At 63.3% G+C, this 24,986-nt stretch carries 18 protein-coding genes and 2 tRNA genes; 17 read left to right on the top strand and 3 right to left on the bottom strand.

Annotation, left to right across the window (positions count from 1 at the left end; all coding sequences use genetic code 11):
• The first annotated feature begins 48 nt into the window (after positions 1-48).
• From ABC977_RS13120 to ABC977_RS13110, 3 genes are read left to right on the top strand one after another with little or no spacing between them, the layout of a single operon-like run.
• Positions 49-999: an ABC transporter ATP-binding protein gene (locus ABC977_RS13120; protein ID WP_369667716.1), complete on the top strand. Its 951-nt coding sequence runs from the start codon at positions 49-51 to the stop codon at positions 997-999.
• On the top strand, positions 992-3,874 hold the full coding sequence (locus ABC977_RS13115) for a Gldg family protein (protein WP_369667715.1): 2,883 nt from the start codon (positions 992-994) through the stop codon (positions 3,872-3,874). The genes ABC977_RS13120 and ABC977_RS13115 overlap by 8 nt, the downstream gene beginning before the upstream one ends.
• A gap of 3 nt (positions 3,875-3,877) precedes the next feature.
• Positions 3,878-5,017: a DUF4340 domain-containing protein gene (locus ABC977_RS13110; protein ID WP_369667714.1), complete on the top strand. Its 1,140-nt coding sequence runs from the start codon at positions 3,878-3,880 to the stop codon at positions 5,015-5,017.
• Between the two features lie 118 nt (positions 5,018-5,135).
• Here the strand turns inward: ABC977_RS13110 and ABC977_RS13105 are convergent, their stop codons facing one another.
• The 3 genes from ABC977_RS13105 to ABC977_RS13095 form a co-directional block, all read right to left on the bottom strand.
• On the bottom strand, positions 5,136-5,669 hold the full coding sequence (locus tag ABC977_RS13105) for a hypothetical protein (RefSeq protein ID WP_369667713.1): 534 nt from the start codon (positions 5,667-5,669) through the stop codon (positions 5,136-5,138).
• A gap of 364 nt (positions 5,670-6,033) precedes the next feature.
• Positions 6,034-7,959 (bottom strand): ATP-dependent zinc metalloprotease FtsH, encoded by a 1,926-nt coding sequence (gene ftsH, locus ABC977_RS13100; protein WP_369667712.1) that lies wholly within the window; start codon positions 7,957-7,959, stop codon positions 6,034-6,036.
• 113 nt (positions 7,960-8,072) lie between these two features.
• On the bottom strand, positions 8,073-9,707 hold the full coding sequence (locus ABC977_RS13095; RefSeq protein WP_369667711.1) for an alpha-D-glucose phosphate-specific phosphoglucomutase: 1,635 nt from the start codon (positions 9,705-9,707) through the stop codon (positions 8,073-8,075).
• Between the two features lie 341 nt (positions 9,708-10,048).
• Here ABC977_RS13095 and htpG point away from each other — a divergent pair, with 341 nt between their 5' ends.
• From htpG to ABC977_RS13025, 14 genes are all read left to right on the top strand, one after another.
• Complete coding sequence (htpG, locus tag ABC977_RS13090) at positions 10,049-11,965, top strand: molecular chaperone HtpG (protein WP_369667710.1); 1,917 nt, start codon at positions 10,049-10,051, stop codon at positions 11,963-11,965.
• Between the two features lie 336 nt (positions 11,966-12,301).
• On the top strand, positions 12,302-12,967 hold the full coding sequence (adk, locus tag ABC977_RS13085) for an adenylate kinase (protein ID WP_369667709.1): 666 nt from the start codon (positions 12,302-12,304) through the stop codon (positions 12,965-12,967).
• Between the two features lie 140 nt (positions 12,968-13,107).
• Positions 13,108-13,479 (top strand): thioredoxin, encoded by a 372-nt coding sequence (gene trxA / locus ABC977_RS13080; protein WP_369667708.1) that lies wholly within the window; start codon positions 13,108-13,110, stop codon positions 13,477-13,479.
• Between the two features lie 177 nt (positions 13,480-13,656).
• Positions 13,657-14,115 carry a DUF1249 domain-containing protein gene (locus ABC977_RS13075; RefSeq protein WP_369667707.1) on the top strand — a complete coding sequence of 153 codons (459 nt, stop codon included), beginning with the start codon at positions 13,657-13,659 and terminating at the stop codon, positions 14,113-14,115.
• Positions 14,116-14,425: 310 nt separating this feature from the next.
• Positions 14,426-14,890, top strand: coding sequence for an Rrf2 family transcriptional regulator (locus ABC977_RS13070; protein WP_369667706.1), 465 nt, complete (start codon positions 14,426-14,428; stop codon positions 14,888-14,890).
• 287 nt (positions 14,891-15,177) lie between these two features.
• Positions 15,178-16,104, top strand: coding sequence for a 50S ribosomal protein L3 N(5)-glutamine methyltransferase (prmB, locus tag ABC977_RS13065; RefSeq protein ID WP_369667739.1), 927 nt, complete (start codon positions 15,178-15,180; stop codon positions 16,102-16,104).
• A 220-nt stretch (positions 16,105-16,324) separates the two neighbouring features.
• On the top strand, positions 16,325-17,710 hold the full coding sequence (gene hemN, locus ABC977_RS13060) for an oxygen-independent coproporphyrinogen III oxidase (protein ID WP_369667705.1): 1,386 nt from the start codon (positions 16,325-16,327) through the stop codon (positions 17,708-17,710).
• A gap of 198 nt (positions 17,711-17,908) precedes the next feature.
• Complete coding sequence (tig, locus tag ABC977_RS13055; protein WP_369667704.1) at positions 17,909-19,201, top strand: trigger factor; 1,293 nt, start codon at positions 17,909-17,911, stop codon at positions 19,199-19,201.
• A 40-nt stretch (positions 19,202-19,241) separates the two neighbouring features.
• Positions 19,242-19,886, top strand: a complete 645-nt coding sequence (gene clpP, locus ABC977_RS13050; protein ID WP_369667703.1) for an ATP-dependent Clp endopeptidase proteolytic subunit ClpP — start codon at positions 19,242-19,244, stop codon at positions 19,884-19,886.
• A 184-nt stretch (positions 19,887-20,070) separates the two neighbouring features.
• On the top strand, positions 20,071-21,342 hold the full coding sequence (gene clpX / locus ABC977_RS13045; protein ID WP_369667702.1) for an ATP-dependent Clp protease ATP-binding subunit ClpX: 1,272 nt from the start codon (positions 20,071-20,073) through the stop codon (positions 21,340-21,342).
• A gap of 245 nt (positions 21,343-21,587) precedes the next feature.
• Complete coding sequence (gene lon, locus ABC977_RS13040) at positions 21,588-24,044, top strand: endopeptidase La (RefSeq protein ID WP_369667701.1); 2,457 nt, start codon at positions 21,588-21,590, stop codon at positions 24,042-24,044.
• A 408-nt stretch (positions 24,045-24,452) separates the two neighbouring features.
• Entirely contained in the window at positions 24,453-24,728 is a 276-nt protein-coding gene (locus tag ABC977_RS13035; protein ID WP_369667738.1) for an HU family DNA-binding protein, read from the top strand.
• Positions 24,729-24,743: 15 nt separating this feature from the next.
• Positions 24,744-24,819: transfer RNA gene (locus tag ABC977_RS13030), tRNA-Val, on the top strand.
• A 68-nt stretch (positions 24,820-24,887) separates the two neighbouring features.
• A tRNA-Asp gene (locus ABC977_RS13025) sits at positions 24,888-24,964 on the top strand.
• Positions 24,965-24,986 lie beyond the last annotated feature (22 nt).

Below are 24,986 nucleotides of genomic sequence, written 5' to 3'. Positions count from 1 at the left end.
CGGTCATTAGCGCTGTTTTTTCGTGTCGCAACCCATGGCGAGGTCCCAATGATCGAGGTCGAGAACCTGACCCGCACCTACGGCGACCTGACGGCGGTCGATCGCGTCTCGTTCGAGATCGGCCACGGTGAGATCGTCGGACTGCTGGGCCACAACGGTGCTGGCAAGACCACCATCATGAAGATGCTGACCGGCTTTCTGGAGCCGAGCGACGGCGAGATCCGGGTCGACGGACTGGACCTCGCGACCCGGCGTCGCGAGGTCCAGCGCCGGATCGGGTATCTGCCCGAGAACTGCCCGCTCTATCCGGAGATGGCGGTCATCGACTATCTGGATCACCGCGCCGCGTTGCAGGGCGTCCCGCCAGCCCAGCGTGCCGCGGCGATCCGCGACGCGATCGCGCGCACCGCGCTCGAGGCCAAGGCGAGGGAGCCGATCGCGACCCTGTCGCGCGGCTACCGGCAGCGGGTCGGCGTGGCCCAGGCGCTGTTGCACGCGCCGGCGATCCTGATTCTGGATGAACCGACCAATGGGCTTGATCCGTCGCAGATCCATCAGATGCGGGCCTTGCTCGAGGACCTCGCCGGGAACGCGACGCTGATCATCTCGACGCACATCCTGTCCGAGGTCGAGGCGGTCTGCGATCGGGTCCTGATCCTACGCGCCGGCCGCCTGGTGCTCGATCAGCCGTTGGCCGAGCTGCGCGCCGGCGACCGGCTGCTGGTCATGCTCGACCGTCCACCGGACGAGGTCGCGGCGCGTCTGGTGGGGCTGGCCGCCGCGACCGGCGTGACCGCCTGCACGCCGCTCGGCGAGGACTCGGGCCCTGGACCGCGTCGCTATGCGCTGACGACGGCCGATCCCGATGCCGCCGCGCCGCGCGTCGCGCGAAGGATCGCCGAGGCCGGCTGGTCGCTGTACGGCCTGTGGTCCGAACGGCGGGATCTCGACAGCCTGTTCCGCGAGGTCAACGCGCGTGAGGAGGTCGAGCATGTCTGAGGTCCTGTCGCTCGCCCGCAAGGAGCTGACCGGCTATTTCGGCTCGCCGGTCGCCTATCTGTTCATCGGCGCCTTCCTGTTGGTGGCCCTGTTCGTGTTCTTCTGGATCGAGGCCTTCTTCGCGCGCAACATCGCTGATGCCCGGCCGCTGTTCGACTGGATGCCGGTGTTGCTGATCTTCCTCGTCGCGGCCTTGACGATGCGTCTGTGGAGCGAGGAGCGGCGCGCCGGGACGCTGGAGACGCTGCTGACGTTGCCGGTCTCGCCGTGGCGGCTGGTGCTCGGCAAGTTCGTCGCCGCGCTGACGCTGGTGACGGTGGCCGTACTGCTGACGCTGCCGTTGCCGATCACGGTGTCCTGGCTCGGGCCGCTGGACTGGGGGCCGGTGCTCGGTGCCTACGTCGCGACCCTGCTTCTGGCGGCGGCCTATATCGCGATCGGACTCTTCGTCTCGTCGCGCACCGACAATCCGATCGTCAGCCTGATCGGCACGGCCCTGCTCGCCGGTGCGCTCTTCCTGATCGGTTCGCCGGCGATCACGAGCCTGTTCGGTCATCGGGTCGGCGAGCTCCTGCAATTGCTGGGGACCGGCGCCCGATTCGACTCGATCGGCCGTGGGGTGCTGGATCTGCGGGATCTTTACTATTATGCGAGCCTGGTCGGTGTGTTCCTGGCCTTGACCGTCTTCAGTCTCGAACGGTTGCGCTGGGCCGCCGACAGCGTCCGCGCCGACCGGCACCGGCGCTGGCGTCTGATCACGGTGCTCGCGATCGCGAACCTGCTGGCCGGCAACCTGTGGTTGCATCAGGTCTCCGGCGCGCGCGTCGATCTCACCGAGGGCCGGGTCTATTCGCTGTCGCAGACGACGCGGGACTATCTGGCGCAACTCGAGGAGCCGCTGCTGATCCGCGGCTACTTCAGCTCGCACACGCATCCGCTGTTGGCCCCGCTGGTGCCACCATTGCGCGATTTGCTGCGCGAATACCAGATCGCCGGCGGCGGGCGCGTCAAGGTCGAGATCGTCGATCCCTTGCAGCACCCGGATCTGGAGCGCGAGGCGGGCGAGCGCTACGGGATCCGCCCGGTGGCCTTCGAGACCGTCGACCGCCATCGGGCCGGGGTCGTGAACTCCTATTTCGATGTGCTGGTGCAGTACGGCGATCAGTTCGAGCGACTCGGGTTCCGCGATCTGATCGAGGTCAAGGGCCGCGGGGCCGGCGCGCTCGATGTGCGGCTGCGCAATCCCGAATACGACCTGACCCGAGCGATCAAGAAGGTCCTGTACGGCTACCGCGGTGGCGGTGACCTGTTCGCCGGATTGCCGCAGCCGGCCCGACTGCGCGCCTTCGTGTCGCCGTCCGAGGAGCTGCCCGAACCGCTCCCGGAGCTGGTCGAGGATCTGGCCGCGGTGCTTGCGGAACTGGCCGAGGAGGGGGCGGGGCGTTTCGAGTACCGGTTCGAGGACCCGGCGGCCGGTGGCGGTGCCCTCGGTGACGAGATCGCCGAGCGCTACGGCTTCGGGCCGGTGGTGCTGAGCCTGTTCGATCCGCGCCCCTTCTGGTTCAGCCTGGCGCTCGAGTCCGGCGATCAGGGTCTCCCGGTGCCCTGGCCCGAGGAGACCTCGCGCGAGGGCCTGAAGCGGGCGATCGAGGCCAGCCTGCGCCGGTTGACGCCGGGTTACCTGCGGACGGTCGCCCTCTACACGCCACCGGAGGCCGGTGGCTTTCCGGGGATGGGGTTCGGCGGCGGGACCGAGTTCGCGACGCTGCGCGAGCGCCTCGGCGAGACCTTCCGGCTGCGTCCGACCGATCTCGGCCAGGGCCTGGTGCCGGAGGACGCCGATCTGCTGCTGGTCGTGCAGCCGGAGGACCTGACCGAGGAGCAGGTCTTCGCGATCGATCAGTTCCTGATGCAGGGCGGGACCCTGGTCCTCGCGGCGTCGCCCTTCCACATCGATCTGGGCGGGGCCGCGATCGCCGCGCGCCGTCAGGAGACCGGGCTCGAGGCCTGGCTCGAGCACCTGGGCATCGAGCTCGAACCGACGCTGGTGCTGGACCCGCAGAACACGCCGTTCCCGATCCCGGTGCAGCGCGACCTCGGCGGGTTCCTGGTCGAGGAGATCCAGACCCTGGCCTACCCCTATTTCCCGGACATCCGCGACGATGGTCTGGATCAGGACGGTGTCGCGGCCGGGCTGGGCCAGTTGACGCTGAACTGGGCCTCGCCGATCCGGCTCGACGAGGCGCGCAACCAGGAGCGGCTGGTGCGTCCGCTGATCAAGAGCTCGGAGCGATCCTGGACCAGCGACAGCGCAGGGATCCAGCCGGACTTCGAGACCTATGGCCCGCTCGGCTTCCCGTCCGGCCTGGACACGGGCCGTCAGTTGCTCGGTGTCGTCATCGAGGGGCGCTTCCCGTCGCTGTTCGCCGGGCGTCCATTGCCGCGTCTGGCGCGGCTCGACGACGGACTGGATCCCGATGACGAAGGGCTCGAGCCGGCACCGATCGCAACCGGCCTCGTCGAGGTCTCGCCGCCGTCGGCGCGCGTGATCCTGATCGGTTCGGCGAGCTTCCTGACCGATACGGCGATGACCCTCGCCAGCCAGGCGACCCAGACCCTCTATACGCGGCCGGTCGAGCTGATCCAGAACGCCGCCGAGTGGTCGCTCGAGGACCGCGGTCTGCTGACGCTGCGCGGCCGCGGCCACTACACGCGGCTGCTGGTACCGCTCGAGTCCGATGCGCAGCGTTTCTGGGAATATCTGAACTATCTGCTCGCCCTCGCCGGGCTCGGCCTGGTCTATCTGCTCTATCGGCTGGCCCGGGCGCGGCGGCGGCGTTACCACGATCTGGTCCTGAAGGGCGGGAGGGCTTGAACCATGTCGGACACCATGGCGATGAGCGAGAACGTGCGGCCGGGACCATCGCGGCGTCTTCCGTGGATCGCGATCCTGGTCGTAGCGCTACTCGTGCAGCTCGCGGCCGCGGTCTGGTTGGCGAGCGGCCAGCGCGATTTGGCAGTCGCCCGCGATGGCGCCTTGCTCGAGTTCGATCGCGCGCTGGTCGAGCGGATCCGGATCGAGCGCGTCGACGCCGAGCCGCTGGAGCTGGTGCGCGAGCCTTCAGACGGGTCGCCCTGGCGGCTGCCGGCACTCGCGGATGTCCCGGCGGCGCCGGCCATGGTCGAGGGGCTCCTCGACCGGCTCGCCGAGCTGCGCGCGCGCCAGCCGGTCGCCACGTCGCTTGTGGCTCAGGCGCGTTTTCGGGTCGCCGAAACGGCCTTCGAGGGCCGTGTGACGCTGCTGTCCGGCGATGGGCAGGAGCTCGCGGTTCTGTATCTTGGCGACAGCGCCGGCTTTAGGCGACAGTATGTGCGCGCCGCCGGGGACCTGGCGGTCCACGAGGTCGGCCTCGGCCCGGCCGACATCCAGGCTCGGCCCGACGACTGGGTCGACCGGACCCTGCTCCATCGCGACGAGCGCGACATCCAGTCGATCGCCTGGCCTGGCTTCGAGCTCGAACGGGACCCGGACGGCCCGGCGTGGCGGCTGGTCGGCGCTGAGCCCGATGGAGCCCTCGATCAGGCGAGGGTTGCCGAGCTGGTCGGCCAATTGGCGCGGATTCCGTTCAGCCGCGTCGTCGCGGCCGAGGCGGTGCCAAAGGATGGCGCGGAGGAGGGCGCGGTCCTCGTATGGCGCCTCGGTCTCGCGAGTGGCGAGACCCCGACCTATCGTCTTGCGCGGATCGCCGAGCCCAATGGCGGGGCGTCGGCAGATGAAGCCGGGGCGGAGGCCTTCGATGTCGTGAGCGCACCCGAGCGGTACCTGCTCGAGGTCTCGGATCGTCCGTATCTTTTCGAGCTGTCGGCCTTCACGGCCGAGCGCCTCTTCGAGGTCGCGCGCGAGGATCTGCTGCGGCTGGTCGCCGCGGTCGATGACCTGGTCGGGGACGAGGAGCCGGATGCCGAACCAGCGAGCGGGCTGGACGAGCCAACGAGCGGGGTGAACGAGGATCGATGAGTCGGCGCCGAGCGGCGCTGCTGAAGGAGGACCCGAGCGGGTCGTCGATCTGTCGGCGGGAGACCGAATGCCGCTGGGAAGGCAGCATTCGGCCGTTAACGGGCCGAGGCCCGGATCCTTACCAGGTGTAGCTCATGCCGACCGTGACGATGTGGTTGCCGTCGGCCGTGTCGGTCACGTCCCCGAACGACAGATCATCGAAATACCACTCGTAGCGGTAACGGGCCACGACGGCGGTGTTGTCGCTCAGGTAATGCTTGAAGCCGACGGCGGGCCCGATCGTGCCGGTCGAGTCGTCGCGGTTGTACGCGATGCCGGCGAAGGCCCCGATGAAGGGCCGGAAGCTCGGGTTCGCGGTCACGAAGTTGTAGTTGACGAACGGGATGGTGCTGGCCGTCCAGGTGTCCGGGCCGACGTCGACGAAGTTGTAGCTCAGGGTCTGACGGATACCGACGTCGATCTGCGGCGCGACATAGTAGCCGAAGGACACGTCGGCATTCAGGGTCCCGACGTTGCTACCGGAGGTGTGCGCGAAACCACCGGTGAATTCGATCTCTTTGTCGCCTTGTTGCTGGAAGGCGAACGCGGCGGGTGCGGCGATCAGGGCCGCGGTGGCGCCGATGGCAACGACGAACCGGCTGTATTTTTGCATCTTGAGATCCTCGTGGCTAGGTATTATGGAGGCGCGAAAACAACGCCTCTCTCGTGTCGCTTGGGGTTCAGAAGACCGTTTGGACGACGCAGTGAAGGCCGTCCGGTCTCTGTCTCGTAGGATCAAGTATAGAGGCCCGGTACCGGATTGCAAGAAAAACGTCACATTGTCGTAAAAAAGCAAATAGCAAGGGCGCGTCCGTTGCCTTGCGCTGTCCGTGTGCGAGGCCGGCCAAGCGCGGTCGGCGGCCTGATCGCCGTCGTCAGATGTGTGGGCGGGTCGAGGCCGCAAGACGTGCGGCTCGGGAGGGTGCGACCGGCCGGTGACCGGTCGCACCAGGACAGGCGAATGCTGCGTCGCCGGGTCAGTGTTCGCCGACCGGTCCGCCGACGACCGGCCCATGTGGTCGGTCGGGCTGCTCGGGTCCTTCTTGTCCGGCGTCTGGCTTGGGCTCGTCCTCGTGGCCTTCCGGTGGTCGCATGGGTCGCCCAGCCATGATGTCGTCGATCTGCTCACGCGAGATCGTCTCGAACTGCAGCAAGCCCTGCGCCATCGCGTGGAGCTTGTCGACGTTTTCCTCTAGGATCTGCCGGGTCCGCTGGTAGTTGCGATCGATGATCGCGCGGATCTCCTGGTCGATCTCGCGCGCCGTCTGGGCCGAGATCTTGCTCTGTTGCGTCACCGCATGCCCGAGAAAGACCTCGCCCTCGTCCTCGGCGTAAGCGAGCGGACCGAGGCGTTCGGACAGGCCGAAGCGTGTGACCATGTTTCGGGATATCTCGGTCGCGCGCTCGATGTCGTTCGAGGCACCGGTGGTCACGTATTGCGGGCCGAAGATCATCTCCTCGGCAACCCGGCCGCCGAACAGGCTCGAGATCATGCTCTCGAGTTGCCGCTTGGATCGGCTGTAGCGATCTCGTTCCGGCAGGAACAGGGTCACGCCGAGGGCGCGCCCGCGCGGGATGATGCTGACCTTGTGGACCGGGTCGTGTTCCGGAACCAAGCGTCCGACGATCGCGTGCCCGGCCTCGTGGTAAGCGGTCAGTCGCTTTTCTTCGTCCGACATCACGACGCTGCGCCGTTCGGCGCCCATCATGATCTTGTCCTTGGCCTTCTCGAAGGTCTCCATGTTGACCTTGGTCAAGCCGGCGCGCGCTGCGAACAGGGCGGCCTCGTTGACCAGGTTCGCCAGATCGGCCCCCGAGAAGCCGGGCGTGCCGCGTGCGATCGTGCGCGGATCGACGTCGTCGGCGATCGGTACCTTGCGCATGTGGACCTTCAGGATGGCCTCGCGACCGGCCAGATCCGGCAGACCGACGACGACCTGCCGATCGAAACGGCCGGGGCGCAGCAGCGCCGGGTCGAGGACGTCGGCCCGGTTGGTCGCGGCGATCACGATGATGCCCTCGTTGCCGGCGAAGCCGTCCATCTCGACCAACAACTGGTTCAGGGTCTGTTCCCGTTCGTCGTGGCCACCGCCGAGACCAGCGCCCCGGCGCCGGCCGACCGCGTCGATCTCGTCGATGAAGATGATGCAGGGCGAACTCTTTTTGGCCTGCTCGAACAGGTCCCGGACGCGCGAGGCACCGACACCGACGAACATCTCGACGAAATCCGATCCCGAGATGCTGAAGAAGGGCACGCGGGCCTCGCCGGCGATCGCCTTGGCCAGCATCGTCTTGCCGGTGCCGGGCGGGCCGACCATCATCACCCCGCGCGGGATGCGCCCGCCGAGGCTGCTGAACTTCTGCGGATTACGCAGGAATTCGACCAATTCCGTGACCTCTTGCTTGGCCTCCTCGACGCCGGCTACGTCCTGGAAGGTGATTTTGACCTCGCCCTCGGCATGCTGACGAGCGCGGCTCTTGCCGAAATTGAACAAGCCGCCGCTGCCTCCGCCACCCATGGCGCCGCGCCGCATGATCCAGATCCAGACGCCGATCAGCAGCAGGAAGGGCAGCCAGGCGGCCAGTACCTGGATCAGCAGACTCGGTCGCTCGGGCGCCTCGGCGCGAATCGTGACGCCGCGGTTCAGCAGATCCCCGACCAAGGCCGGATCGTTCGGGTTGAAGGTCTCGAAACGCGAGCCGTCGGCTCGCACACCTGTGATGCGCTGGTCCTGAATCGTCACCTCGCGGATCGAGCCGTCCGACAACTCCGCCAAGAAGGCGCTGTAGGTCAGGCTGCGATCCTCGGCCGGCGGCGGGCTGCCGCTCATGCTGTTGAAGATCATCAGCATCCAGAGGCCGACCGCGGCCCAGAGGATGATGCTCAAAGACTTGTTTTTCATGCTCCTGGAGCCTCGAAAGTGATCAAAGGTCGGACGGTTGACGGTGCTGCTCGGCACCCGAGTCCTTTGCCCCTAGGTCAGGGCGCCGGGTCGTGAAACAAAGTCGGCCCCGATCAGGTGACGACATCGGGCGCGACGCGTCCGAGACGGGCCTCGATCTGCGCGAACTCCCGGGCGATCGCGACGAGCGGGGCGAGCGCCGTTTCCGTCTCGAGGTCGTGCCGGGCCGGGTCGCCTTCGAAGGATTCGATGTAGACACGCAACGTGGCGCCCTCGGTCCCCGTTCCCGACAGGCGGTAGACGATGCGAGCCTCGTCGGCGAAACCGATGCGAAGCCCCTGGTGAGCGCTGGTGCTGCCATCGACCGGATCCGTGTAGGCGAAATCGTCGGCGAAGGCGACCTCGCGGCCACCCAGGGTCGTGCCCGCGAGGCCGGGGAGACGCCCGCGCAAGTCATCGATCAGACGTTCGGCGGCCTCGGCGTCCACCCCTTCGTAATCGTGCCGCGCGTAGTAGTTCCGCCCGAAGCGCTGCCAATGGTTGCGGACGATGTGCTCGACCGATTGCTGGTGGACCGCGAGGAGGTTCAGCCAGAAGAGCACGGCCCAGAGACCGTCCTTCTCGCGGACATGGCTCGATCCAGTGCCGAAACTCTCCTCACCGCACAGTGTGATCCGGCCGTCATCGAGCAGGTTGCCGAAGAACTTCCAGCCGGTCGGCGTTTCGTAGCATTCGACGCCGAGCTGCTCGGCGACCCGGTCCGCGGCCCGGCTCGTCGGCATCGAGCGGGCGAGGCCGACGATGCCGTTGCGGTATCCGGGGGTATGGTGGGCGTTCGCGGCGAGCACGGCGAGGCTGTCGCTCGGGGTGACGAAGAAGCCCTTGCCGAGGATCATGTTGCGGTCGCCGTCACCGTCGGAGGCGGCGGCAAAATCGAGCGCGTCGGCGCCCCGGGTCATCGCGACCAGCTCCGGGGCGTGAGTCAGGTTCGGGTCCGGATGGCCGCCGCCGAAATCTTCCTTCGGTTCGCCGTTGATGACCGTGCCGGGTTCGGCACCGAGCCGCCGTTCCAGGATCTCGATCGCGTAGGGGCCGGTCACCGCGTGCATTGCATCGAAACGCATGCGAAACAGCCCGGAATCGAACAGGTAACGGATGGCGTCGAAGTCGAACAGCGATTCCATCAGATCGGCATAGTCGGCTACCGGGTCGAGGATCTCGATCTGCAGCGGTCCCAACCTCTGGGTCCCGAGTTGCTCGAGATCGATCGGCGGTGCCTCGAGCGTGAGATAGCGCTCGATCGTCAGCGTGCGCGCGTAGATGGCCTCGGTGACGTTTTCCGGTGCCGGGCCGCCGTTGGAAACGTTGAACTTGATCCCGAAATCGCCGTTTGGACCGCCGGGGTTGTGACTGGCCGACAGCACCAGGCCGCCCTGTGTTCCGTACTTGCGGATCAGGCACGACGCGGCTGGTGTCGACAGAATACCGCCGCGGCCGATCAGCACCTGGCGCACGCCATTGGCCGCCGCCATCCGTACGATGGTCTGGATCGCATCTCGATTGTAGTAACGGCCGTCACCGCCGATCACGAGTGCGCCGCCGCTGAGTTCCGGCTGGGTATCGAACACCGACTGGACGAAGTTCTCGAGATAACCTGTCTGTTCGAAGGTGCGCACCTTCTTGCGCAGGCCGGACGTGCCGGGCTTCTGTCCGGGGATGGGCTGAGTGCGGACGATTCTCGGATCCATTCAGTAAACCCTTGTGATTGAGTGACGACGCCTCGACACACGCAGGGCGCCGGCCGGCCAGGCGCGCCACGACGACCTGGCCGGATCGCCTTCGGGGCCGATCGCAACGCCTTATTCTATCGCCGAATGTCGGGTTCGTGCGCGACCGGGCCGGCCGCGGCGCCCGCGTCGGGGCTTGCGGGTTGCGACAAACAGTTGAAAAATATCGCGCTTGCCCGCGTATGATGGCATGTCACCGGGTGATCGATGCGGCCTGCTGGTCCCGCGCGTCGCCGCTTCCGAGTTGAACGCCATCGGGCGCGGCTGTACAGCAAAGAACGTTGAATCAGGAATTTATGAACATGGCAACAGGCGCGCACAGAGAGATGTTCGACTTTCGGGCCGAGGTCAGCCAGGTGCTCGATCTCGTGATCCGTTCGCTCTACTCGAACAAGGAGATCTTCCTGCGGGAACTGATCTCGAATGCGTCGGATGCCGCCGAGAAACTGCGTTTCGAGGCACTGACCGACGATGGACTCTTCGAGCAGGATCCGCAGCTGCGGATCCGCGTCACGGTCGATCGCGATGCGGGCACCCTGACGGTATCGGACAACGGGATCGGCATGAGCCGACAGGAGGTGATCGACCTGATCGGCAGCATCGCCAGCTCCGGCACTCGCCGTTTCCTCGAGCAGCTGAGCGGAGATCAGGCGAAGGACAGTCAATTGATCGGGCAGTTCGGTGTCGGGTTCTACTCGGCGTTCGTCGTGGCCGATCGGGTGACCATCCTCTCGCGTCGCGCGGGACTGACCGCGGAACACGGCGTGCGTTGGGAGTCCGATGGTCGCGGCCAGTATTCGATCGAGACCCTGGCCAAGCCCGGTCGTGGTACCGACGTGATCCTGCACATCAAGGATGACGAGAAGGACTTTCTCGACACCTGGAGGCTGCGCTCGATCATCGGGAAGTTTTCCGACCACATCGCGCTTCCGATCGAGATGGTCAAGGAGCAGCATGGCGACGAGGAGGCGAAGGCCGAGGCGGCGGAAGAGTGGGAACAGGTCAACCGCGGCACCGCGTTGTGGATGCGCAGCAAGTCCGAGATCACGGAGCAAGAGTACGGCGAGTTCTACAAGCACGTTTCCCACGATTTCGAGGACCCGCTGGCCTGGGTGCACAACCGGGTCGAGGGTACCAATGAATATACGACGCTGCTGTTCGTGCCGAGCCGCGCGCCCTGGGATCTCTGGGACCGGGATCAGAAGCATGGCGTCAAGCTCTATGTCAGGCGTGTCTTCGTCATGGACGAGGCCGACAAGCTGTTGCCGCACTATCTGCGTTTCATCAAAGGCGTCGTCGATTCGGACGATCTACCGCTGAACGTCTCGCGCGAGCTGCTGCAACACAACCGCAAGATCGACACGATCCGTCAAGCTAACACCAAGCGGGTGCTCGGACTGTTGGAAACCTTGGCCAAGGACGAGCCGGAGAAGTACGCGACCTTTTGGGCCGAATTCGGCAAGGTCCTGAAGGAGGGGCCCGCCGAGGATTATGGCAATCGCGAGCGAATCGCCGGATTGCTGCGTTTTTCGACGACGCACGGCGAGGGTAGCGCTCAGATCGCATCGCTCGATGATTACATCGGCCGCATGAAGGACGGACAGGACAAGATCTATTACATCACGGCCGACACACCGGCGGCCGCGCGCCACAGCCCGCATCTCGAGGTCTTTCGAAAGAAGGGCGTCGAGGTGCTGCTGTTGTCCGACCGTGTCGACGAGTGGCTCGTCAGCCATCTGAGCGACTACAAGGGCAAGCACCTGCAATCCGTCTCGAAGGGCAAGCTCGATTTGGGCCCTCTGGAGGATCAGGAGGAGCAGAAACAGACCGAGCAGGCCGCCGCCGAGCATGGCAAGCTGTTGGAGCGCCTCAAGACCCAACTGGGCGAGCGAGTTGAGGACGTCCGTGCCAGCACCCGTCTGGTCGACTCGCCGGCCTGTCTCGTCGTCGGCGAGTACGATATGAGCGCCAACCTGGCGCGCGTCCTGAAAGGGATGGGGCAAGCGGCGCCGGCGAGTCGGCCGACGCTCGAGGTCAATCTGAACCACCTGTTGGTCAAACGCCTCGAAGGGGAGACGGACGAGGGCCGTTTTGGCGATCTGGCGCTGATCCTGTTCGATCAGGCGCAACTGGCCGAGGGCGGGCATTTGGATGATCCGGCTGCCTTTGTCGAACGGCTGAACCGGCTCATGCTAGGGATGTTGATGTCGGGGCGTTAGTCCCGTCGGGCCGGCGCGCGACGGTACGAACCGGACAAGAGGCCGTGTCGCCCGGCGCGCCGTTCCTTTGGGCGGCGCCCGGCGGCTCAGAGTTGAACTGAAGGTCCGCCCATGGAGCCACTCGGCGGCTTGTGGCAGACTGGGCCGATCGCGACCTCGGGGGGATCCGGCAGGGCGGGGCGATCGCTGCCGGCATTCGAGGTGTCGCCGTCTTTGATCGTCCAAGTCGCGGAGGTTTCGACGAGGCGCGAAGCGCTTTGGATCTGGGGCCTTGAAATCATTGCGCCGAGAGCGATTGTCTCGAGGCGATTTCGAATACAACGGGGAGAAATAACGATGCGCGTCATCCTGCTCGGTGGGCCGGGTGCCGGAAAGGGCACGCAGGCCATTTTCGTCAAGGAGCGTTTTGGAATTCCGCAGATCTCCACCGGCGATATGCTGCGGGCCCACGTCAAGGCGGGCACCGAGTTGGGGCAGGCAGCCAAAGCGATCATGGAGTCCGGTGGTCTCGTTTCCGATGAGATCATTCTCGCCATGGTCAAGGCGCGCGTCGCCGAGCCGGATTGCCAGAGCGGCTACCTGTTCGACGGCTTTCCGCGGACCTTGGTGCAAGCGGAAGGGATGAAAGAAGCCGGGATCGACGTCGATGCCGTCGTCGAGATCGATGTGCCCGATGACGAGATCATCAAGCGTATGTCCGGGCGACGGGTCCATCCGGCCTCGGGTCGTACCTACCATGTTCTGTTCAATCCACCGCGGGTCGAAGGGCGGGATGATGCGACTGGCGAACCCCTGGTCCAGCGTGATGACGACAAGGAGGAGACAGTTCGTGCACGGTTGGTCGTGTACCACGACCAGACGGAGCCCCTGATCCGATACTATTCGTCCTGGGCTGAACAGGGGGGGGCGAAGGCCCCGAAATACCTGAAGGTCGATGGTGTGGGAACGGTCGAAACGATCCGCGACCAGATCGTTCGTGGTCTGGAATCCATGCAGGGCTAGCGACTGCATCGTTCGGGCGTTTGTCCGTGTGGAAGCCGGGTCGCGTCGTGACCCCTTGTCCGTGCGCGTGGTTCGCGGTCGAGCCAGCCTCTGATGTCCCGCATGGGACTCGTGCACGGGATTTTGTGGAGTGATATCGAATGGCGGTAGTAGAGCTGAACAGGGAGAATTTCGAGCAGGTCATCAACGACAACCCTTTTGTGGTCGTCGATTTCTGGGCGCCTTGGTGTGCGCCCTGTCGAGGCTTTGCGCCGGTCTACGACCGGGTCTCCGAGGATCACGATGACATCGTCTTCGGAAAGGTGAACACGGAAGACGAACAGTGGTTGGCTGGGCGTTTCCGGATCCGTTCGATCCCGACCCTGATGATCTTTCGGGAGCAGATCATCATTTTCTCGCAGGCCGGTGCCTTGCCCGAGGCAGCGTTCCGGGACCTGATCGAGAAGGCGTCGGCGCTTGACATGGCGGACGTGCGTCGTCAGCTCGATGCACAACGGGCCGAGCAAGGTTGACGATGTGAGCGCCGCGTCGGTCCCATGTCGGCATATGCTTGCCGCGATTGGCGGCGGATTCGTTGCGCCGCCGCCAATGTTCAGCGTCGACGACCGGTATCTCCGCTAATGCCGTTCCCGTGCTTCCCTCGTTCCTGGGCGGGTCTCGTCGATCAGCCTCCGACGGTCGGGGCCTTGATGGGTCTGTGCGAAGAAAACTACGAGGTTTTGCTGCGTATCCTGCCGGATCTGAAGGGGTTGACGGGTTCGCGTGTCGCGAGCGCGACCGACGGCCTCCATCTGCATCTCGACGTGCTCGACCAGGCGCCTTATACGACGCTGCTCCGTTTGACTCATTATTTCCCGGCCCGGCATGTCGATGTGCAGCCAGAGCCGGATGCCTATCTGCGCGTCTATCACGATGCGCAGCAAGTCGAGGTGCTCAGTCTGCATTCAGGGGCCCGAGCCATCCTGAGCGCCGGGCGTTGCTCGGCTTTGCAGGACAAATGGCGCGCCAATCTGTTCCTGGCCAAATGGCTCCGGTACTGTCGACAGCAGCGTTACGTCTTCCCGGCCGATCGATCCTCCCGCACCGCCGTTCCCGACCGCGAGCCCTCGATGCTGGGTGAGGTGTCCGTCGACCTCGCGGTTCGGTAAAGGATCAGGTCGCGTCACCACCCGACTGGCGTGGCCCTTTGTTGGTCGGTCCCGCGCTCGCCGGTCAGCGGAAGACTGCGCCGAGCATCCTTGCTGGCCCGGCTCATGGCGTCCTCGAGGGCGCCGTTTCGAGCTGTTGGCTGGTAGCGAGTCGATGCCCCCACGATGTGAAATCGCCGCGTAGAAACAACACTTGTGTTCTGGTTGGTCGACACCACATACCTGAGCGTGGCGCTAGGGTATGGCTAGGCGTCATCGGCACATAGACTGTGTGTCGTGTCTGTTCTCCTACTGACGAAGGCACAAGACGATGAGACTTTCCACGAAAGGCAGGTACGCGGTGACGGCAATGCTCGATCTGGCCCTGAATACCGGCAAAGGCCCGGTCACCCTGGCCGACATCTCGGTCAATCAGGGCATCTCGTTGTCGTATCTCGAACAGTTGTTCGCGGCGCTGCGCGGCAAGCAACTGGTACGTGGGGTCCGTGGTCCAGGGGGCGGCTATTATCTGGCCAAGCCGGCCGAGGAAATCTCCATCGCCGACATCATCTGCGCGGTCGACGAGTGGGTCGAGTTCACGCGCTGCGGCGGGCGAGAGAACTGTCGGGATGGCAAACGCTGTCTGACTCATACGCTCTGGGACCAGCTCAGCGATGAGATCTTCCGCTTCTTGAGCGGCATCACGCTGTCTGATCTGGTCGAGCGTGGGCGTCCGGAACGTGCCCAGCTGGGCGTGTCGGAGCTCATTGAAGACCGCAAGCAACGAGCCGCCTGAAGTGATGCCGCCTCCTCCTGCCCCGGCAACCAGATTGCATGCGAGTGACGCGGGGCAGGCCGGCCCTGTATCCTGTAACTGGTGTACGCTTCCGTCATGGTCTGCGCCCGATGCCAATCTAGGCCAGGCGCTTCTTAAACATGATATCCTTAACGATTGCCCCCGACTCATGGCCGCTGGTGATCGGAATGTCGGTTCGTCTCGGCCGAACCATGCTCGATGTCCAGGTGCGAGCCTCGACGATCAGGGGGCCTGTCGCACTGTCGCACACTATCGGGATCCCGACGATGCAAGACCGGCCGATTGGCCTCTCCACGATCCAAGACTTCATCCGCTGGGGGGCCAGCCGCTTTGCTCAGTCGGGTTTGTTCTTCGGTCATGGTACCGACAATGCCATCGACGAGGCTGTCGAGTTGGTGCTGGCAGCGCTGCACCTTCCGGTGGATTTGCCAGGGGCATATCGCGAGGCTCGCTTGACGCCGATCGAACGGTCGCGTGTCGCTGACCTGATCGAGCGGCGTATCCGCGAGCGTCGACCCAGTGCCTATCTGACGGGGCGAGCTCGGTTCGCGGGGCTCGATTTCCTGATCACCGACGATGTATTGGTGCCGCGTTCGCCGATCGCGGAGTTGATCGAGTCGGCATTCTCCCCTTGGGTGGATCCGGAGGCGACCCATCGCGTCTTGGATTTGTGCACTGGGAGCGGGTGTATCGGTATCGCGATCGCGGTCGCCATGCCCTGGGCTCAGGTCGACCTCGTCGACATCTGCCCGAAGGCGCTTGCGGTGGCCTCGGCAAACGTTCGCGGCCACGGCCTCGAGAGCCGGGTGCGGGCAGTCCATTCGGACCTGTTCGCCGCGTTGGCCGACGCGGAGTATGACCTGATCGTCGCGAATCCACCCTATGTCGCGGCCGAGGTCTTGGCAGCGTTGCCGGATGAGTTCCAGGCCGAGCCGGCCTTGGCTCTCGATGGCGGTGACAGTGGCCTGGATCTGGTGCTCGCGATTCTCGGCCAGGCCGGCGATTACCTGGCCGAACACGGCGCCTTGGTCCTCGAGGTCGGTGACAGCGGTGAAGAATTGCTGCGCCGCTGCCCGGATGTACCCTTCACCTGGGTCGACTTCGAGCGCGGTGGAGACGGGGTATTGGTGCTGTCGAGGGACCAGTTGATTCGTCATAACCGGGATTTCGTCGCTGGGAGTGGATGCCCGTGAGCTCCGCGCGCGCGAGCCATGTATCGCGGCGGAAAATCCATGTGTGACGGGTATATACTCGGGGCGCATGCCCTTGGTCGCGGGCCGGCCCGCGACGACCGGTGGCAGATCGGGCTGCCTGCGGTGGATATCATGGTCGGTGCGCTCGAGACGTCTTTCCGTTAGCTGGTCTCGGATTTCCCCGGGCTGGTAGGCACAACCCACTCATAACGGGCTGGTTATGGATCAAAGTATCACGTTCGACCTTGAACTCATCCGTCGCTACGATCAAAGCGGTCCGCGCTACACTTCTTATCCCACCGCCGTCGAGTTCCATGAGGGTTACGACGAGGCCGCTTATCGGGAGGCCTGTCGGCGAAGCAATGGTACTGGTCGAAACTTGTCGCTTTACTTCCATATTCCGTTCTGCGATACGGTTTGTTTCTATTGCGCGTGCAATAAGATCGCGACGAAGGATCGGTCGCTGGTGCGTCCGTATCTCGATCGGCTGTATCGGGAGCTGGCGCTGCAGTCCGACCTGTTTGACCGTTCGCGGGTCGTCGAGCAGCTTCATTGGGGCGGCGGCACGCCGACCTTTCTCAGTTCGCCGGAGATGGTCGAGTTGATGGAGCAGACCCGTCGCTATTTCGACTTGGCGGGCGATGACGTCGGTGAGTTCTCGATCGAGATCGATCCTCGCGAGGCGACACCGGAATCGGTCGCGCTGCTTCGTGGGATTGGTTTCAATCGAATGAGTCTCGGCGTGCAGGACTTCGATCCTCGCGTCCAAGAGGCGGTCAACCGCGTACAGACCGAAGCCGAGACGATGAGCATTCTCGATGCTGCTCGTCAACAAGGCTTCCGTTCGATCAGCATCGACCTGATCTACGGCCTCCCGTTTCAGAGCGTTACGAGCTTCGATCAAACGCTCGCGCGAATCATCGACTATGAGCCCGATCGGCTGTCGGTCTTCAACTATGCCCATCTTCCGGAGCGTTTCAAGCCGCAGCGGCGCATCAACGCCGAGGATCTGCCGCCGCCCGAGGTGAAGCTGGATATCCTGCAAGCCACCATCGATCGCCTCACATCGTCCGGCTATGTCTATATCGGCATGGATCATTTCGCTCGGCCCAATGACGAGTTGGCGCTGGCTCAGCGCGATGGCACCCTCTATCGCAACTTCCAGGGCTACTCGACTCACGCCAATTGCGATGTGATCGGGCTGGGGATGACGTCAATCGGGATGGTCGGCAATACTTATGCACAGAACGCCCGGACCATCGATGACTATTACTCGGCGCTCGATTCGAATGGTCTGCCGGTGTTTCGCGGCGTCGCGTTGACGCGCGATGACGAGATACGACGCGATGTCATCACCCGCTTGATCTGCCACTTCGAGTTGTCGTTCGATGCGGTCGAACAGCGGTGGGGGATTCGGTTCGCCGACTATTTCGCCGATGACTTGGACCGGTTGAGCCCGATGGCTGCGGATGGACTGCTCGAGGTCGACGGCGGTGGGATCCGCGTACTGCCGCGGGGGCGTTTGCTGATCCGCAATATCTGCATGGCATTCGATGCCTACCGGGTCGGAAAGGAGGGGCCGGTCGGCTTCTCCAAGGTGATCTGATGCGGCCCGGGCTGCGGTGCATGTGAGCGGCGGATTCGCTATACTTCAATGCTATTTCAAGTGCCGGCCAGCGCGTGTCAGTGGGTCGCCATAGGCCGTCGGACCGGGTCTCTCGGCGATCTTTTATTTGCTCGGCGTGCGCTGCCGTGAAGCAATTTCGGGCCGCCCTCGAGCGCGAGGCGGCATACTACGGAGTCGATGATGCAGGTGTCAGTGGAAGCGGGTGACGGGCTAGAACGGCGCATCAGGGTCGCCTTGCCGGCGGACCAGATCGAGGTGGAATTGGACAAGCGGCTGAAGGATATGGCTCGAACGACGCGTTTGGCAGGGTTTCGGCCTGGCAAGGTTCCGTTGAAGCTGATTCGGCAGCGCTATCAAGAGCCGGTGCGTCGCGAGATCATCGCCGAGATGGTCCCGGGCAGTTTTTCCGAGGCGATCGCGCAGCAGGCCCTCAATCCCGCAGGTTTCCCGGCCATCGAGCCACTGATCGATGTCGACGCTGGCGAGTACGGCTACACGGCGACGTTCGAGATCATGCCGCAATTCGAGTTGGTGGATCTTTCGGGCAAGACGGTCGAGCGCCCCAATGTCGACCTGACCGATGACGACCGCGCCCGGGTCGTCGAGCGGTTGCGTGAACAACGTCGAACCTGGCGCCCGGTCGAGCGCGCGGCGCAGTCCGGGGATCGCTTGACGGTCGATTATCGCGGCGAGGTCGACGGTGGGTCGTTCGACGGCGGCGAGGGCGCGGATGTCTTGATCGACTTGGGCAGCCGACGCTCGTTGCCTGGTCTGGAGGACGCGCTGATCGGAGCGGTAGCCGGCGAGCAGAAGACGGTCGATTTGACGATCCCCGACGATCATCAGAACACGGCGATTCAAGGTCGAACCGTGCGGTTCGCTGTCGATGTCAAAGAGGTGGGTGAACCGGTTCTGCCGGAGGTGGATGCGGACTTCGTGCGCGTTTTCGGTATCGAGGACGGTGATCTCGAGCGGTTCGAGCGCGATATCCGGGTCAACATGGAGCGGGAGTTGCGGCAGCGAACGACCAGCCGCATCAAGGAGCAGGTCTGGAATCTGTTGCTCGAGGCCAACCCGATTCCGGTACCCGGTGCGCTGGTCCGTGACGAGATCAAGGCGCTCAAAGAACAGACGACGCGCGACATGAAGCTCGGCAAGTCCCTCGAGTTGCCAGATGACTTGTTCGAGGCATCCGCGCGGCGCCGCGTAACGCTCGGCTTGCTGATGCGCGAGATCGTCAAGAAAAACAATCTTCAAGTCGATTCGGCGCGGGTCCGCACGGCGGTCGAGGAGATCGCCGCGAGCTACGAGAGCCCGGACGAGGTGGTCCGGTATTACTACGCCGATCCCAAGCATCTCGCCCCGGTCGAGTCGCTGGTCATGGAAGAGCAGATCGTCGACTGGCTGCTGACCTCTGCGCGTGTCGAGGATAAGGCGATGAGCTTTCAGGAGCTGGTGGCGGCGACTTGAGAAAGGTGTCCATCGAGGGCATTTGCTAGAGGTGTGAGTGATGAGCAACGAGGTTGGCATGAGCGACTGGAACCCGCGTGGCTTGGGTTTGATCCCGATCGTCGTCGAACAGACGGCGCGCGGCGAGCGGTCCTATGACATCTACTCGCGTCTACTGAAGGAGCGCGTGATCTTCGTGGTCGGGCCCGTCGAGGACCACATGGCCAACCTCATCGTTGCCCAGCTGTTGTTCTTGGAGTCCGAAAACCCGGACAAGGACATACACCTCTATATCAACTCGCCGGGTGGGTCCGTGACGGCCGGGCTGGCGATTTACGACACGATGCGCTTTGTCCGGCCCGAAGTCAGCACCATGTGTATTGGGCAGGCGGCGAGCATGGGCGCCCTGTTGCTGGCTGGCGGCGCCAAGGGGAAGAGGTTCTGTTTGCCGCATTCCCGAATGATGATCCATCAGCCGCTGGGTGGTTTCCAGGGGCAAGCGACGGATATCGACATCCACGCACGGGAGATCCTGTTCATTCGGGACCGTCTGAACCAGATCTTGTCCCACCATACGGGACAGCCGATCGAGAAGATCGCCGAGGATACCGAACGCGACCGTTTCATGGGCGGTGACGTCGCGGTCGAGTACGGTCTGATCGACAAGGTGCTGACGGAGCGCAGTCTTCCGGTGCCAGCTTCTTGAGCGCTGCGGCGATCGCGCAGAGGTCGCCGCTGGGCGCTGCGGATCGGCTGTCGTATCGGCGGCGGCGTTGCAGAGGCGTGACCTGGTTCTTTTGCGATCCGGTTGCAAAGCGTTATGATTAGGTTCACGGCGATGGGGGCAGCGGGCCCTTTCCAACCCCCGACTTCCCGGAGATGCAGCCCCGATGAGCGGTAGCCACCACGGCAAGAGCGACGACGGTAAACTTTTGTACTGTTCCTTCTGCGGCAAGAGTCAACACGAGGTCCGCAAGCTGATTGCGGGTCCATCGGTCTTCATCTGTGACGAATGTGTCGAGCTCTGTAACGACATCATCCGTGAAGAGATGCAAGAGAGCGTTGGCGCGGCGGCGAGTCGCCTTCCGAAACCTCAAGAGATCAAGGCCAGCCTCGATCAGTACGTGATCGGCCAGGAGCAGGCCAAGAAGGTCTTGTCCGTTGCCGTCTACAATCATTACAAGCGGCTCGAAGTTGCCGAGGCCCGCGAAGAGATCGAGATCTCGAAGAGCAATATCCTGCTGATCGGGCCGACCGGGTCGGGCAAGACCCTGCTCGCGGAGACGCTTGCCCGGCTGCTCAACGTGCCCTTCACGATCGCCGACGCGACGACCCTTACCGAAGCGGGTTATGTCGGCGAAGACGTCGAGAACATCATTCAGAAGTTGCTGCAAAAGTGCGATTACGATGTCGAGAAGGCACAGACCGGTATCGTGTACATCGACGAAATCGACAAGATTTCGCGGAAATCGGATAACCCGTCTATTACGCGAGATGTGTCCGGTGAGGGTGTTCAGCAGGCGCTGCTGAAGCTGGTCGAGGGCACGGTGGCGTCGGTACCACCCCAGGGTGGTCGAAAGCACCCGCAGCAAGAATTTCTGCAGGTCGACACCTCGAATATCTTGTTCATCGTCGGGGGTGCCTTCGCCGGCCTGGAAAAGATCATTCGTAACCGCTCGCGGAAGGGAGGTATCGGCTTTTCGGCCGAGGTGCAGGGTCCTGGCGATGAGCGGCGGGTCGGAGAGACACTCAGTCAGGTCGAACCCGAAGACCTGATTCGTTACGGCTTGATCCCGGAGTTCGTCGGGCGTTTGCCCGTCATGGCGACGCTGGAGGAGCTTGACGAATCGGCCTTGATGCGGATTCTGACCGAGCCGAAGAATGCCTTGGTCAAGCAATATGCTCGGCTCTTCGAGATGGAGGGTTGCGAGCTGGATTTGCGGGATAACGCGATGCGCGCGATCGCTTCGAAGGCGATGGAGCGCAAGACGGGCGCGCGAGGATTGCGGACCATCATGGAGCAGGTATTGCTCGACATCATGTATGATCTGCCGTCGATGGACAGCGTGAGCAAGGTCGTTGTCGATGAATCCGTCATCGCCGGAGAGAATCCACCGTTCATCATCTTCGACGGCGTGGAAAAGCGCGCTGCATCAGACTGATACGGCTTCCGTTCGGAATTCGGACGCGCCTCCCCAGGGCGCTCTGGCGGTTGGCTAGGGCGGCCCTGTCGCTGTCGGGGCTGAGCTCGCGGTCGACTTGAAGTCGTCCCGGCTTGCTCCGACTCTCACGTTAAACTACGCGTTTTCCGAGTCACCCGTGCCTCGGGTGACCTGTCCGGCTCGTGCTGAATTGACACGGTCTCCTGTCGCGACGGCAATCCGTCACTGACCGAGCAAGGTAATCCATGGCCAAGAAGAACCCCATTTCAAGCGTCGATACGAACCAGGACGTGCCATTACTGCCATTGCGCGATGTCGTCGTGTATCCGCACATGGTCATTCCACTGTTTGTCGGCCGCGAAAAATCGATCAAGGCGCTCGATGCCGCGATGGCGGGGGACAAGCAAATCCTGCTGATCGCGCAAAAGAGTGCCGAGGTCGACGATCCGGGGGTCAAGGATCTCAATGAAGTCGGGACTTTGGCGAACATTTTGCAGCTACTGAAACTGCCGGATGGCACCGTCAAGGTTCTGGTCGAGGGGAATCAACGCGCCCGGATCACGGATTTCTTGTCGACGGATGACGTGTTCTCGGCGCTCGTAGAGCCACTACATGATCGCATCGATGCCGAAGAGCGTGAGCAAGAGGTGCTGATGCGTTCGGCGGTGGCCTTGTTCGATCAGTACGTCAAACTCAACAAGAAGGTGCCGCCAGAGGTGTTGACGTCCTTGTCGAGCATCGATGAACCGGGGCGGCTGGCCGATACGATGGCCGCGCATATGTCTCTGAAGATCGAGGAGAAACAGCGCGTCCTCGAGATCGTCGATGTGCAGGCTCGACTCGAACACCTGATGGGCTTGATGGAGTCCGAGAACGATCTCCTGCAAATGGAGAAGCGGATTCGTGGTCGAGTCAAACGCCAGATGGAGAAGAATCAGAGGGAGTATTACCTCAATGAACAGATGAAGGCCATCCAGAAGGAGTTGGGCGAGCTCGAGGAGGCCCCGAATGAGCTCGAGGATCTTGGGCGACGGATCGAAGCGGCCGGGATGCCGAAGGAGGTCAAGGCCAAGGCCGTCACAGAACTGAACAAGCTCAAGCTGATGTCACCGATGTCCGCTGAGGCGACGGTGGTGCGCAATTACCTGGATACGCTGGTAAACGTACCCTGGAAGGCTCGGAGTCGGATCCGTAACGACATCGCCGTCGCGGAACGGGTCCTCGAGACCGATCACTATGGCCTCGAGAAGGTGAAGGAGCGGATTCTCGAGTACCTGGCGGTTCAGCAGCGTGTCCGTAAGCTCAAAGGTCCGATACTCTGTCTCGTCGGCCCGCCTGGGGTCGGGAAGACATCGTTGGGTCAATCGATTGCGCGGGCGACGAATCGCAAGTTCGCGCGCATGTCGCTCGGAGGGGTGCGGGACGAGGCGGAGATACGTGGTCACCGCCGCACCTATATCGGAGCTTTGCCGGGTAAGATCATCCAGAACCTGTCCAAGGTTGGAACGCGTAACCCTCTGTTCCTTTTGGATGAAATCGATAAGATGGCAATGGATTTTCGGGGTGATCCGGCTTCGGCGCTGCTCGAAGTGCTCGACCCAGAGCAGAATCATACCTTCAATGACCATTACCTCGAGGTCGATTTCGATCTATCGGAGACGATGTTCGTAGCGACAGCGAATACGCTGAATATTCCGCCGGCCCTGCTCGATCGGATGGAGGTCATCCGGTTGTCCGGTTACACCGAGGATGAAAAGGTGGCCATCGCGGAGCGCTACCTGATTCCGAAGCAGATGAAGAACAATGGGCTGAAGAAAGGCGAGGTGATTCTGCGCGAGGCAACGCTGCGGGATATCATCCGGCATTACACCCGCGAGGCCGGTGTCAGGAACCTGGAACGCGAGGTTTCCAAGATCTGCCGCAAGGTCGTCAAAGAAATTTTGTTGAAGAAAAGGGCGTCGACCGTCACCGTGACCCCGAAATCGCTGGAGCGGTATCTTGGTGTGCAACGCTTCCGTTTCGGGCGGGCTGACGAACACGATCAGATCGGTCAGGTGACTGGGCTCGCCTGGACCGAGGTCGGAGGCGAGTTGCTGAGGATCGAGGCTACCTTGGTGCCAGGCAAGGGCAAGTTCATTTTTACCGGGCATCTCGGCGAGGTGATGCAGGAATCGATCCAGGCGGCAATGACGGTCGTTCGGAGCCGCGCGGAATCGTTGGGGATAGACGCCGACTTTCACCAGAAGTATGATGTTCACGTACACGTACCAGAGGGGGCGACGCCGAAGGATGGACCCAGTGCTGGTGTCGCGATGTGTACGGCCTTGGTTTCGGCGCTCACGAAGGTCCCGGTCCGGTCGAACGTCGCGATGACGGGCGAGATCACGTTGCGCGGTGAAGTGTTGCCGATCGGTGGGCTCAAGGAGAAGCTGCTGGCCGCGCACCGTGGTGGGATCGAGGTCGTGATCATCCCTCGGGAGAACGAGCGGGATCTTGTCGAGATCCCCAGGAATATCAAGCAGAATCTCGATATCCGCGTTGTTCGCTGGATCGACGAGGTGCTCGATGTGGCGTTCGCCGCGATGCCCGATGCGAGCGTAACGCCCGCGGGTGACGAGCCAAGCTCGGATCCGAAAGTTTCGCCTCCAGTCGCTGCGAAGCGAGAGCGGAAGAAGGACACCGGTGTGCGGCGGCATCATTAGGCGATGGCTGGGCATTTCCATGCCGGACGATGCCGGGATTGACGTTCGCCTTCTTGATCAAGGCTGGCGGCCCCGATGCAAGCCTTGCGACTGCCAGCGTGATGCCGAAAATGGACGTCGCGACAAGCCAGTGGTACGAAAGGCGGTCGGTGTCGTTTTGGACCTTTTGTTTCAGGCCGACCGAACCATGGTTTCATTCGTGCCGGTCTGATCACCGGCATTGACGCGAGGCGGTCGGTGACGCGCGTAGGTATTGTCGAGATTGCCTCCGCCGTATAGGATGGCGACCATCCTCCCGCGCGAGGCGTTTGCAGGTCGCTTGGCAGGGTCTGGAGATGACGTTGGCGGATACGTCTGCTTGTGTCGGGCGATAGGATTCGGGTCGTCGAAGCGAATCAAACTGGGGGAATAATGAATAAATCGGAACTCATCGAGAAGATGGCGGGGGCAGCTGATATCTCCAAATCGGCTGCGGCACGGGCCTTGGATGGCTTGACCGAGGCCATCGCCGAAGGTTTGAAGAATGGGGAGACGGTATCGCTGATCGGTTTCGGGACCTTCACGGTTCGCGAGCGTGCTGCGCGCACAGGGCGCAACCCGCAAACTGGAGAGGCCATCAAAATCGCCGCGTCGAAGACGCCGACATTCAAGGCTGGAAAAGCCCTCAAGGATGCCGTAAAATAGCGGTTTCGCTGGAAGGGGTGCTTAGCTCAGCTGGGAGAGCATCGCCCTTACAAGGCGAGGGTCGCAGGTTCGATCCCTGCAGCACCCACCAAGCGCCTTTTTGCCGTTGTCGAGACAGCTCTTTCGTGTTATTATGTAACGGCATCGTGACATGTTTTCGGAGTGGTAGTTCAGTTGGTTAGAATACCGGCCTGTCACGCCGGGGGTCGCGGGTTCGAGTCCCGTCCACTCCGCCATATCGAGATAACGGGGTATCCT

Origin of the sequence: Thioalkalicoccus limnaeus, from assembly GCF_041197575.1 — a bacterium.
Lineage (GTDB): Bacteria > Pseudomonadota > Gammaproteobacteria > Chromatiales > Chromatiaceae > Thioalkalicoccus > Thioalkalicoccus limnaeus.
Note: the sequence above shows the minus strand (reverse complement) of the source record. Positions and strands in the feature narration are given on the sequence as shown.

Coding starts and splice junctions, on each gene's coding strand:
- ABC977_RS13095 (WP_369667711.1), bottom strand. CDS start 9,707: ATGGATCCGAGAATCGTCCGCACTCAGCCCATCCCCGGACAGAAGCCC.
- prmB (WP_369667739.1), top strand. CDS start 15,178: ATGCAAGACCGGCCGATTGGCCTCTCCACGATCCAAGACTTCATCCGC.
- ABC977_RS13075 (WP_369667707.1), top strand. CDS start 13,657: ATGGGTCTGTGCGAAGAAAACTACGAGGTTTTGCTGCGTATCCTGCCG.
- trxA (WP_369667708.1), top strand. CDS start 13,108: ATGGCGGTAGTAGAGCTGAACAGGGAGAATTTCGAGCAGGTCATCAAC.
- lon (WP_369667701.1), top strand. CDS start 21,588: ATGGCCAAGAAGAACCCCATTTCAAGCGTCGATACGAACCAGGACGTG.
- ABC977_RS13115 (WP_369667715.1), top strand. CDS start 992: ATGTCTGAGGTCCTGTCGCTCGCCCGCAAGGAGCTGACCGGCTATTTC.
- ABC977_RS13110 (WP_369667714.1), top strand. CDS start 3,878: ATGTCGGACACCATGGCGATGAGCGAGAACGTGCGGCCGGGACCATCG.
- htpG (WP_369667710.1), top strand. CDS start 10,049: ATGGCAACAGGCGCGCACAGAGAGATGTTCGACTTTCGGGCCGAGGTC.
- clpX (WP_369667702.1), top strand. CDS start 20,071: ATGAGCGGTAGCCACCACGGCAAGAGCGACGACGGTAAACTTTTGTAC.
- ABC977_RS13120 (WP_369667716.1), top strand. CDS start 49: ATGATCGAGGTCGAGAACCTGACCCGCACCTACGGCGACCTGACGGCG.
- adk (WP_369667709.1), top strand. CDS start 12,302: ATGCGCGTCATCCTGCTCGGTGGGCCGGGTGCCGGAAAGGGCACGCAG.
- hemN (WP_369667705.1), top strand. CDS start 16,325: ATGGATCAAAGTATCACGTTCGACCTTGAACTCATCCGTCGCTACGAT.
- ABC977_RS13070 (WP_369667706.1), top strand. CDS start 14,426: ATGAGACTTTCCACGAAAGGCAGGTACGCGGTGACGGCAATGCTCGAT.
- ABC977_RS13105 (WP_369667713.1), bottom strand. CDS start 5,669: ATGCAAAAATACAGCCGGTTCGTCGTTGCCATCGGCGCCACCGCGGCC.
- ftsH (WP_369667712.1), bottom strand. CDS start 7,959: ATGAAAAACAAGTCTTTGAGCATCATCCTCTGGGCCGCGGTCGGCCTC.
- clpP (WP_369667703.1), top strand. CDS start 19,242: ATGAGCAACGAGGTTGGCATGAGCGACTGGAACCCGCGTGGCTTGGGT.
- tig (WP_369667704.1), top strand. CDS start 17,909: ATGATGCAGGTGTCAGTGGAAGCGGGTGACGGGCTAGAACGGCGCATC.